Annotated in this window: 9 protein-coding genes and 1 pseudogene; 6 read left to right on the top strand and 4 right to left on the bottom strand. The window is 72.8% G+C overall.

Features of this window, described 5'->3' with window-relative positions; genetic code table 11:
- The 5 genes and pseudogenes from ACFY4B_RS42360 to ACFY4B_RS42340 form a co-directional block, all read left to right on the top strand.
- Positions 1 to 159: pseudogene (locus ACFY4B_RS42360) on the top strand (NmrA family transcriptional regulator); the annotation flags it as partial.
- Positions 160 to 242: 83 nt separating this feature from the next.
- Positions 243 to 890, top strand: coding sequence for a hemerythrin domain-containing protein (locus tag ACFY4B_RS42355; RefSeq protein WP_049653942.1), 648 nt, complete (start codon positions 243 to 245; stop codon positions 888 to 890).
- 289 nt (positions 891 to 1,179) lie between these two features.
- Entirely contained in the window at positions 1,180 to 1,695 is a 516-nt protein-coding gene (locus ACFY4B_RS42350; RefSeq protein ID WP_387977116.1) for a DUF1772 domain-containing protein, read from the top strand.
- A 304-nt stretch (positions 1,696 to 1,999) separates the two neighbouring features.
- Positions 2,000 to 2,365: a hypothetical protein gene (locus tag ACFY4B_RS42345; protein ID WP_143204557.1), complete on the top strand. Its 366-nt coding sequence runs from the start codon at positions 2,000 to 2,002 to the stop codon at positions 2,363 to 2,365.
- Between the two features lie 323 nt (positions 2,366 to 2,688).
- The gene (locus ACFY4B_RS42340; RefSeq protein WP_387977113.1) at positions 2,689 to 5,088 is read left to right on the top strand and encodes a lamin tail domain-containing protein; all 2,400 of its coding nucleotides are present in this window, start codon (positions 2,689 to 2,691) and stop codon (positions 5,086 to 5,088) included.
- Between the two features lie 87 nt (positions 5,089 to 5,175).
- Here ACFY4B_RS42340 and ACFY4B_RS42335 read toward each other — a convergent pair whose 3' ends face one another.
- Entirely contained in the window at positions 5,176 to 6,399 is a 1,224-nt protein-coding gene (locus tag ACFY4B_RS42335) for an FAD-dependent monooxygenase (RefSeq protein WP_387828412.1), read from the bottom strand.
- Between the two features lie 175 nt (positions 6,400 to 6,574).
- On the opposite strand from ACFY4B_RS42335, the gene ACFY4B_RS42330 reads away from it, so the two are divergent.
- Positions 6,575 to 7,144 carry a MarR family winged helix-turn-helix transcriptional regulator gene (locus ACFY4B_RS42330; protein ID WP_387977110.1) on the top strand — a complete coding sequence of 190 codons (570 nt, stop codon included), beginning with the start codon at positions 6,575 to 6,577 and terminating at the stop codon, positions 7,142 to 7,144.
- 85 nt (positions 7,145 to 7,229) lie between these two features.
- Here ACFY4B_RS42330 and ACFY4B_RS42325 read toward each other — a convergent pair whose 3' ends face one another.
- From ACFY4B_RS42325 to ACFY4B_RS42315, 3 genes are all read right to left on the bottom strand, one after another.
- Positions 7,230 to 8,555: a M64 family metallopeptidase gene (locus ACFY4B_RS42325; RefSeq protein WP_387977107.1), complete on the bottom strand. Its 1,326-nt coding sequence runs from the start codon at positions 8,553 to 8,555 to the stop codon at positions 7,230 to 7,232.
- 99 nt (positions 8,556 to 8,654) lie between these two features.
- Positions 8,655 to 9,374, bottom strand: coding sequence for a hypothetical protein (locus tag ACFY4B_RS42320; RefSeq protein WP_387977104.1), 720 nt, complete (start codon positions 9,372 to 9,374; stop codon positions 8,655 to 8,657).
- Between the two features lie 547 nt (positions 9,375 to 9,921).
- On the bottom strand, positions 9,922 to 10,005 hold an 84-nt coding region (locus ACFY4B_RS42315; protein WP_387977119.1), incomplete at its 5' end, for a hypothetical protein.

Below are 10,005 nucleotides of genomic sequence, written 5' to 3'. Positions count from 1 at the left end.
GCGGGGCTGCCGGCGGACTTCGCGGAGCTGTTCTCGGTGATCCTGGACGGCCGCAACGCGTCGCTGGGCGACGGGGTGCGGCGGGCGTTGGGCCGTGAGCCGCGGGACTTCGCCGACTACGCCCGCGAGGCCGCCGCCTCGGGCGTGTGGAACGCGTGAGCCGACCCGTCCGGGGCGGCTCCGACCGCCCGTCTCCGGGCGGGCGCTGGTAGGGAATCCGAACGGACACTGGAGGTCTGGTCATGACGGACGGCACAACGGTCTGGTCGACGGAGCAGGGGCTGCGCGCCCTGCCCGAGCAGCTCAAGGGCTTCGGCCTGATGCACGTCGCGATGCGCCGGGACGCGGCACGGCTGACCGCCGCCGCGCAGCGCGGCTCGGCGGGCTCCGCCGCGGCGCTCGCGGAGTGGTTCGGGCGGCTGCGATCGGTGATCGACTGGCACCACCACAGCGAGGACGAGATCCTCTGGCCGTATCTGCGTGGCCGGGTGGCGGGCTTCGACGGCAGCGGGGTCCTGGAGGAGGACCACGAGGCGCTGGACGCCTCGATGCGCCGGGTCGCCGGGGTGCTCGGCTCCGGACTGCGTGCCGAACTCCCGGAGGCCGCCCAGGCGTTCGAGAGCCTGGTGCGCGAGCACCTGCGGCACGAGGAGCCGGTGGTCTTCCCGGCGCTGGCCGGCCTGTCGGTGGACGAGTACCTGCGGGTCGAGCGCCGGATCATCGGGAGCGCGCCGACCCAGGTGATGACCTACCTCCAGCCCTGGATGTTCGACGGCGCGGACGCGGCCTCGGTCCGGGCGGTCTCGGCGACCATCCCGGCCCCGGTGCGGCTGCTCGGGCGGACGGTCCTGGACCGGCGGTACCGGCGCGGGCTGGGTGCGGTGCTCTGAGCCGGCCTCTTCGCCGTCTTCGCCGGGGCGGCGAGGTGCGCCGGCCCCGGCCGGGCGCGGCACCGCCGGGTGCCGCAAGTGCCCTGCCGGGGGCCGGGGTTCCGGTTGTCGCGGTTCCGTTGCGCGGCGCGCCGCACGGTGGGCGGTGTCGAGAGTTCCACGTTCGTCGGCGCCGCACTCCGCGGGGCCGGAAGATTGAGAGGGTCCAGGGATGCGTTCGGATCAGACCGCGGTTCCGCTGTCGTACACGGCGCCGTCGGCCATCGGGAGTGCGGGGGTGGGGAGTTCGGTGCGGGCTGTCGGACAGAGCAAGGCCGCGGGGCCGCTGCTGGTGGGTTCCACCGTGGCGATGGGCCTGATGGCGGGGCTGTTCTTCGCCTTCGACGTGTCGGTGATGCCGGGCCTGGCGGCCGGGGACGACCGGACCTACGTCACGGCGATGCAGCACATCAACAAGTCGATCGAGAACGGGCTGTTCGGCCTGGTCTTCGTCGGCGCCTTCGCGGCGACCGGCCTGGCGGCCTGGCTGCTGCACAAGGCCGGCCGGCGCCAGGCGGCGCTCTGGGCGGGCCTGGCGACGGCGCTGTACGTGGTGGCGCTGATCGTCACCATGGGTGTCAACATCCCGCTGAACAACGAGCTGGCGGCGGCCGGCGACCCGTCGCAGATCCACGACTTCGCCGCCGTGCGGGCCAAGTTCGCGGACAGCTGGGTGCCGGTCAACATGCTCCGCACCGCGCTCTGCACCGGCGGTCTGCTCGCGCTGACCCGCTCCCTGGTGCTGCACGGCCGCGGCGTCCGCTGAGCCCCCGGCCCGCCCGGTTCCGCGCATCGCCGCTGTGCCCGTCCGCCTCGTGCGGGCGGGCACACGCGCGTTCCGGGGCCGTGCGCCCGCCGTTGTGGCCGGGCTGCCGGGGCCGGCCCGGTGCGCTGGGGCGTGCGCCGGTGCGCCGGTCCGGTGTGTTCTCCCAATTCACTTGGTGAGACACCGAGTTGGCGAACCGGTCCGATGTGGTGGAGCATAGGCCGGGCCCGGTCCGTTGCGGTGCGCTTGCGCCGCGGCCGAGCACCGTACAGCTGCTGGGGAGGAGGCGGTTCCGGTGACTCCGGTGGAACGTCCGTTTCTGGTGCGGGGGAAGGCGGTACCCCTGGCCAGATATCTGGCGGAGGAGGCCATCGAGGGCCTGGTGGCCTGCTCGTGCATCGGGAACGAAGTCTGCATCGACCTCGCCGACACCAGGATCCTGGTGAGCCTGGTCGACGTCGCCGACGTGCTGCGACTCAACTTCCACATGGTCCAGGACGGCCCGGCCAAGCCCCGCTCGTGGTCGCGACGGCTGCCCGCCGGCACCGGCCCGCGCGAGACCGCGTCCCGGATAGCGCTGGACGTGCGGGCCCTGGAACGCGAACTGGCGCCCTTGCGCCGGCGTCCGCCCCGGCCGGTGCCGGGGGCGGCGCAGCACCGCCCCGGCTGAGCCGGGCGGGCGGCGAGGGCGACACGGACGACGAGGACCGGCCCGGGTCCGGCAGCGGGGGTGCTGCCGGGCCCGGGCTCCGTGCTGTTCCTGTTGTTTCGGTGAATCAACAAACGTTCAAAAGGCGGCAGTTGACCGCCTGGATCCGGAGCAGAGTCTCCCACTTGTCGCGCGTAGAAACGTTCTTCCGCCGTACGTCTGGCCGTTGCCCGACGCGACCGGTAGGGATCTGGTGGCACTGCTAGAACCTCAGCGCCCCACTTTCCCATCCGTGGTCACAACCGCCGGGCCGCGCGCCCGGACGGTGGTCAGGAGTCAGCCTCATGCGGAGCACCCCGAACCCCCGGATCAACCCGAGAGCGCCGCGGTTCCGGCGCCGGACGCTCGCGGCGGCCTCCGCCGCGGCCGTGGTGGCGGCGCTGGTGGCGCTGCCCGGCGGCGTGGCGCAGGCCGCGTCGCCCGACATCGTGATCAGCCAGGTGTACGGCGGTGGCGGCAACTCCGGCGCCCCGTACGCCAACGACTTCGTCGAGCTGTACAACCGCGGCACCGCGCCGGTGTCCGTCACCGGCTGGACGGTGCAGTACGCCTCGGCCGCCGGGGGGAGCTGGTCGCGGACCACCCTCTCCGGGACGATCGCGCCCGGCCGCTACTTCCTCGTCCAGGAGGCCGCCGGAGCCGGTACGGGCGCCGCGCTGCCGACGCCGGACGCCATCGGCACGATCGCCATGTCCGCGACCTCCGGCAAGGTCGCCCTCGTCACCAACGGCACGGCGCTGACCTGCACTTCGGGCTGCGCGAGCCAGTCCGGGGTGAAGGACCTGGTCGGCTACGGCAGCGGCGCGAGCTCCGCCGAGGGGACGCCGACCGGCAACCTGTCGAACTCCACCGCCGCCCTGCGCACCGGCGGCGGCGCCACCGACACCGACAACAACGCGGCGGACTTCGCGATCACCGCGCCCGTGCCGCGCAACTCCTCCTCCACCGGCACCGGCGGCAACCCCGTCGGCACCCGCATCCACGACATCCAGGGCGCCGCCCGCACCTCCCCGCTGGCGGGCAGCGCGGTCAGCGCCGTGCCCGGTGTGGTGACGGCCGTCGGCCCCAACGGCTTCTGGTACCAGGACCCGCAGCCCGACAACGACCCCGGCACCAGCGAGGGCATCTACGTCTACACCGCCGGCGCGCCCTCGGTCGCGGTGGGCGACTCGGTGACGGTGAACGCCACCGTCACCCAGTACCGCCCCGGCGGCACCGGCGGTACCACCAACCTGTCGATCACCGAACTGACCGCGCCCACCGTCACGGTGGTCGCCCACAACGTCGCGCTGCCCGCCGCCACCGTGGTCGGCCAGGGCGGGCGGGTGCCCCCGTCCGCGGTCATCTCCAGCGTCACCTCCGGCGACGTCGAGGCGGCCGGGAACTTCCAGCCCGCCACCGACGGCCTGGACTTCTGGAGGTCGCTGGAGGGCATGCGGGTCGAGATCGACAACGCGGCCGTGGTCGGCCCGACCAACAAGTACGGCGAGCTCGCCGTCGTCCCGCCGGGCAGCACCACCCGCACCAACCGGGGCGGCATCCTGCTCCAGGCGAACGACGGCAACCCGGAGCGGGTCGTCCTCGGGAAGGCGCTCGCGCCCACCCCGACCGCCAACGTCGGCGACACCCTGACCGGCGCCACCGTCGGCGTGCTCGACTACGCCTTCGGCAACTTCACCCTCCAGGTCACCGCGACCCCGGCGGTCACCTCCGGCGGCATCGCGCCCGAGACCACCGCCGCGCCGACGGCCGGGCAGCTCGCCGCGGCCACCTTCAACGTGGAGAACCTCGCCCCCTCCGACCCGCAGAGCAAGTTCGACGGCCTCGCGGCGGGCATCGTGACCAACCTGCGCTCGCCCGACCTGGTCGCCCTCGAGGAGATCCAGGACAACAGCGGCGCCACCGACGACGGCACGGTCAGCGCCACCCAGACCCTGGCCAAGCTCACCGCGGCCATCACCGCGGCCGGCGGCCCCTCCTACTCCTACCGCGAGATCGACCCGGTGGACGGCCAGGACGGCGGGCAGCCCGGCGGCAACATCCGCCAGGTGTTCCTGTTCCGCACCGACCGCGGCCTCTCCTTCACCGACCGCCCCGGCGCCGGATCCACCACCGCCGACTCCGTGGTGAACGCGGGCGGCACACCGCAGCTCGCCTACTCGCCCGGGCGGATCGACCCGACCAACTCGGCGTTCAACTCCAGCCGCAAGCCGCTGGCCGGCGAGTTCCGCTGGAACGGCAAGCCGGTCTTCGTGATCGCCAACCACTTCAACTCCAAGGGCGGCGACCAGCCCCTCTTCGGCCGCTACCAGCCGCCGGCCCACCCCTCGGAGACCCAGCGGCACGCCCAGGCGACCGCGGTGAAGGGCTTCACCGACCAGATCCTGGCCGTGGACCCGAACGCCTCGGTCATCGTGCTCGGCGACCTCAACGACTTCGAGTTCTCGCAGACCGCCGACATCCTCACCGCCGGCGGCTCGCTCACCGACCTGCCGCGCACCCTGCCGCTGCCCGAGCGCTACACCTACGTGTACGAGGGCAACTCGCAGGTGCTGGACCACATCCTGATCTCCGGCGCGCTCGCGGCCACGTCGTACAGCTACGACATCGTGCACATCAACAGCGAGTTCAGCACGCAGCTCAGCGACCACGACCCGCAGGTGGTGCGCATCCCGCTGCCGTAACGGCCGAGGCCGACGGTGCCGGTCTCCCCGTTCCTGGGGAGGCCGGCACCGGTGGTCCGGTGGTCCGTCGTCCGATCGCCCTGACCGTCACAGCCGTCCGGCGTAGTCCGGTAGCCGCAGGTCCGAGTGGGCGGCCCGGGCCGTCCGGGCACTCGGCGTCGCCAGCTCGCTCGCGGCGGACTCCGGATCGCGCACCACGGCGTTGCGGGCCTCCAACTGCTCCCGTGTCCTCGGCGCCACCGACGTACCGCCTCCGGTGGCCAGCGCCTGGTTGCGCTCGGCGAAGGGGCGCATCCGGCGCTCGTAGGCCGCGAAGGCGGCGGTGTGGTCGGAGCGCGCGGCCAGTTCGCCGGCCAGGACGTACGCGCCGACCAGGGCGAGGCTGGACCCCTGGCCGGACAGGAACGACGTGGCGTGCGCGGCGTCGCCCGCGAGGACCACCCGCCCGTGCGACCAGCTGGGCAGGTGGATCTGGCTGACGACGTCGAAGAAGAGGTCCTCGGCGTCCCGCATCGCCGCCACCAGGCGCGGCAGGTGCCAGACCCGCTCCGGGAACCGCGCGGCGACCAGCTCGCGCTGGGCCCGCGGATCGCGGAAGGCCTCGAAGGGCGGGTCGTCGCGGGTGAAGGTGAGGAAGCCGTGGAGCCGGTCGGCCGGTTCGTGCGCGTTGAGGACCGCGCCGCGCCCGACGTCGTTCCAGACGACGGCCTCGCGGACGAGGCCGAACTCGTTCGGGAGCGTGAAGCCGGCGAAGACGTGCCCGAGGTAGCGGTGGAAGGCCTCCTCGGGGCCGAGGACCAGCCGGCGGGTGTTCGAGTGCAGGCCGTCCGCGCCGACCACGAGGTCGAAGCTGCGGCTGGCGCCGCTGTCGAACCGCACGTGGACGGCCTCCCCGTCGTCCTCCAGCGCGGCGATCGAGTCCTCGAAGAGGAACTCGACCCGGCCGCGCAGCGGCTCCTGGAGGGCGTCGGCCAGGTCGCCGCGCCGGACCTCCAGGTCGTGGCCGGCCGCGCCGCCGGTCAGCTGTTCCGGGCGCAGCGAGCCGACGGTCCGCCCGACGGAATCGACGAAGGTGATTCGCTGGCTGTCGACGTGGGCGGCGCGCAGGCGCGGCAGCAGCCCCATGCGCTCCACGACCTCGCGGGCGGGCCCGCGGACGTCGATGGCGTAGCCGCCCCCGCGCACGGCGGCGGCCTTCTCGACGACGGTCACCTCGAATCCGTACCGGTCGAGCCAGTACGCGAGCGCGGGGCCCGCGATGCTGGCCCCGGAGACGAGGACGCGACGGGCGGGGCGTGACACGGTGTTCATGGCCTCTCACTTCCTTCCCGGCGGGCATCGCCGCCGGCACGTCGGTGGTACGCACCTGGACGAGCGGAAAGATACGTACCTCAGGTATCTTTATGGAGGTCACACGTCGCCCTCGCGGGCGGTGGCCACCCCCCACGATACAGATACCTAACTTAGGTATGCAAATGGAGGTGCCATGCCCGCCGCGGCTCCTGAGCCCGTCGAGGACCCCGGGTTCCCCGAGGCGTCCGACCCCCTCAAGGCTTCCGATTCCCCCGAGACCCGCGAACCGGGGGAGCCGCGGCCCGACCTCCTCGCCGCGCTGACCCGGATCTCCCGGCTCAGCGCCGCCCTCACCCGGGGCCGCCTCGTCGAACGCGCCGTCGAGGAGGCGGGCCTGGGGCGCGACCGGCCCGCGGTGGGCGTGCTCGTCACCCTGCGCACGGCCGACGAGCCCCTGCGGATCGGCGAGATCGCCGACCGCATGCAGGTCGTCGGCCCGCACATCACCCGCCAGGTCCAGATCCTGGAGAAGCACGGCCTCGCCCGCCGCATCCCCGACCCGTACGACGCCCGGGCCCGCCTCATCGAACCCACCGAGGCCGGCGCCGAGGCCGTCAACCGCTACCTCGCCTTCCTGCTCGGCTGGTTCACCGACGCCCTCGGCGACTGGCCCCGGCAGGACCGAGACGACCTCGTCCGGCTCCTCGCCCGCTTCGCCGACGATGTGACGACCCGGCTCGCCAGGCTCGACGAGGAGGAGTAGGGGCGGGCCGCGCTGGCAGGGGCGAACGCGCCGCCGCCGTCCCGTCCCTGTCGACCAGTGGGCGGGACGGCGGCGGCACGTCGTGTTAGCGCGTCACCGTCCAGGACAGGCTCGCGGTCAGCTTCGCGCGCAGCGCCGGGTCCGCGACGGCCGGGGTCGGGTCGGTGGCGACCGCGGTGAGCACGTGCGGCCGGGAGCGCGGCCCGGTCAGCTTGAGCTCGGCCAGGTCCAGTGCGGTGCGGCCGCCCAGCCGGGGCAGCTCCTTCCCGTCCAGGTACCAGCGCAGCCGGGTGCCGGCCACCGGCAGGTCGACGGTGAGGCGGTCCGCGGCGGTGAGCCGACTGCCGTTGGCGGTGGGGCTGGTGAGCGGCGTGGCGTGGCGGTAGAAGCCCGCGATCATCGCCTCGCGCCCGGGCAGGTTGAACTCCCGTCCGAGCGAGCGCATGATCGAGTTCTCGGTCGGCCGGTAGAGCCCGGTCGGGTAGTAGCCGCCGCCCTCGTACGCGCCGACCGTGCCGCCGTCCGGCGAGGCCTGGCCCAGCCAGCGCGACCACTTGGTGCCCTGCTGGCGCATCCGGTCGGCGGTCAGGGTGCTGATGTTGGCCTCGGTGGGCTCGCTGCCCTGGTACGTCCCCTGGCCGTCGTACGCGTACTCGTCGGCCAGCTTGCCCAGCGAGTGCCCGGTCTCGTGCACCGCGATCTGCCCGGACCTCGCGTTGCCGCCCGCCACGGTGGCGATCCCCTCGTAGCCGAGCGGGGACTTGACGTCGTTGTAGCCGGCGCCGCCGTACTTCGCGCTGTTGGCCACCACGAGCACCAGGTCCGCCTGCGGGGCCTTCGCCGCGTACGACTCGACCGCCTTCTCGTCCACGCAGAGCAGCCGCTCCACGCCGTCGCACCAGAAGTACGAGCCCAGCGCGGTGTGCCGCACCGTCCCCTGGTCCGGATCCCCGGTCACCCCGGACTCGGGCGATATCGCGGACACCGCCCAGACGTTGAACAGCGCGCGGTAGCTGGCGTAGGGCTCCACGGCGGTCATCTCGCGCCACTTCTGGGCCGCGTCCGCGCGGAACTTGTCCTGCTCCTGCGCGGTGTACCCGTCGCCGATCACCACCACGTCCAGCTTGGCGGCCGGCTCCCCGTTGCGGACCAGCGCCGTCACGTCGCCGTCGCCCCGCATCGGGGCCACGCCCTGGGCGCGGTCGGCGAGATAGGGGGAGACGGCCGGGGCCTGGGCCCGGGAGATGCCGCCGTCCTCGGCGAACACCTCCACCTGACGTGTCGACGGCTTGTCGCCCGCCGGACGGTTGTCGCCCGCCGGACGGGCCCCGGCGGGCGCGGCCCCCAGCACCGCACCGGCGAGTACGGTGGCGAGCAGGGCGGTGGCGGTTCTGACGGTGGTGCGGTGCACGGGGGTCCTTCCGGAGGGAACGGTCTGTGGCCTGCTCCCTTCCCATGGCGATAACCTGACAATCCTGCGTCAGTGCAAGCCGATTCCCGAACCCTCCGGTCACGCACCGGCCCGGGCCGGCCCGAAGGACAGGCGGCCGACCACCGCACAGGCCGCGACGGTGCTCAACCAGGCCAGGACGGCGACGGTGATCGTCACGGGGAACGACCACTGGAACGCCCCGATGAGAACGAGGGAACCGGCGAACGACCCGACGGTGAACACGATGCTCCCGACCTGCACCACGTCCCTGAGGCCCTCCCGGGACCGGTGCAGACCGTGGACGACCGCCGCACTGCCGACGCTGATCAGCAGCGCCACCCCGAGGACGGGCAGCCAGGGCAGCTGAGGCTTCACCGCCCGGTGGCCGCGGTACGAGATCTGCACCACCTCGCCCTTCCAGACCCCCACGTCGATCGTGGTGCCGACCTCGACATCCTGGAAGAAGGGCTCGCCCACGTCGTACTCGTCGCCGCCCGCGGTCTCGCGCGCGACGACCAGCTTGTACGAACTGAGGTCGTTCTCCCGGTCGGTGTCCACCTTCTTCTTCACGACCCGCCCGCTCTCCAGCCGCAGGCAGTCCGCACCCGCCCCGGCCGCCGACGTCCCGCACACCGGGGCCGTCCGGTACGCCACCGTCACGTCGTACGTGCGCACGAAGAGGAGGAACCCGGCCACGACGGGCCCCAGCCCCGCCAGCACGATCAGCACCCGCCCCGCCGCCCGGAGCCGCGCCGCCCGCCTGCTCGGCTTGATGACCGGTTCCGTCCCGACGTCCATCGCACCCTCACCCACCCCACGACACCTGCCCGTTGCATCCGGTTCTGATTCCCGGTCGCGGACCGCATGATGCCAGGGAGCACCGGCGGGCGCCTCCGGGATGCCGGATCGACCGGGGCGCCGGGGTAGTGGGCTTCGAGCCCGTGTACGTCGAGCTTGACTGGTACGACGGTCCGCGCAAGGGGCTCACCACCGTCGACGGCATATCCCACCAATTCCAGTGCCGCGACGCCGACTTCACCGTCGTCCCGACCTCTATCACGCATGGCCCGCGGACGAGCGCGCGCTCGCCATGGAACGTGAACAGTGGGCCGCCTACGTCGAGGGGCGTGAGGCTCCGGCACCTGTACGGGGCCGCGAGTTCGGACGGATAGCGCGATGAGCCGGAAGCACGTGAAGTGCCCGGCTCATTCGCGCTTTTGGTCTTCGTGCGGTGCGTGCTCTTTTTCTCTTCCCAGGGCCCGGGTTTCCGGCTCGGATTCACGGACTGGTGTCCGTTTTTCCGATCCCGGGTCTCGTGTTCTCTTCTTCAGATTGTTTTTGTGTGTTAGGGGAAGATGTTTTGGCCGGGGGTGAGGGTGTGGGTGGGGTCGTAGGTGTTTTTGGCGTTGGTGAGGGTGGTCCAGTGGGG

Source organism: Kitasatospora sp. NPDC001261, from assembly GCF_042896795.1.
Taxonomy (GTDB): domain Bacteria; phylum Actinomycetota; class Actinomycetes; order Streptomycetales; family Streptomycetaceae; genus Kitasatospora.
Note: the sequence above shows the minus strand (reverse complement) of the source record. Positions and strands in the feature narration are given on the sequence as shown.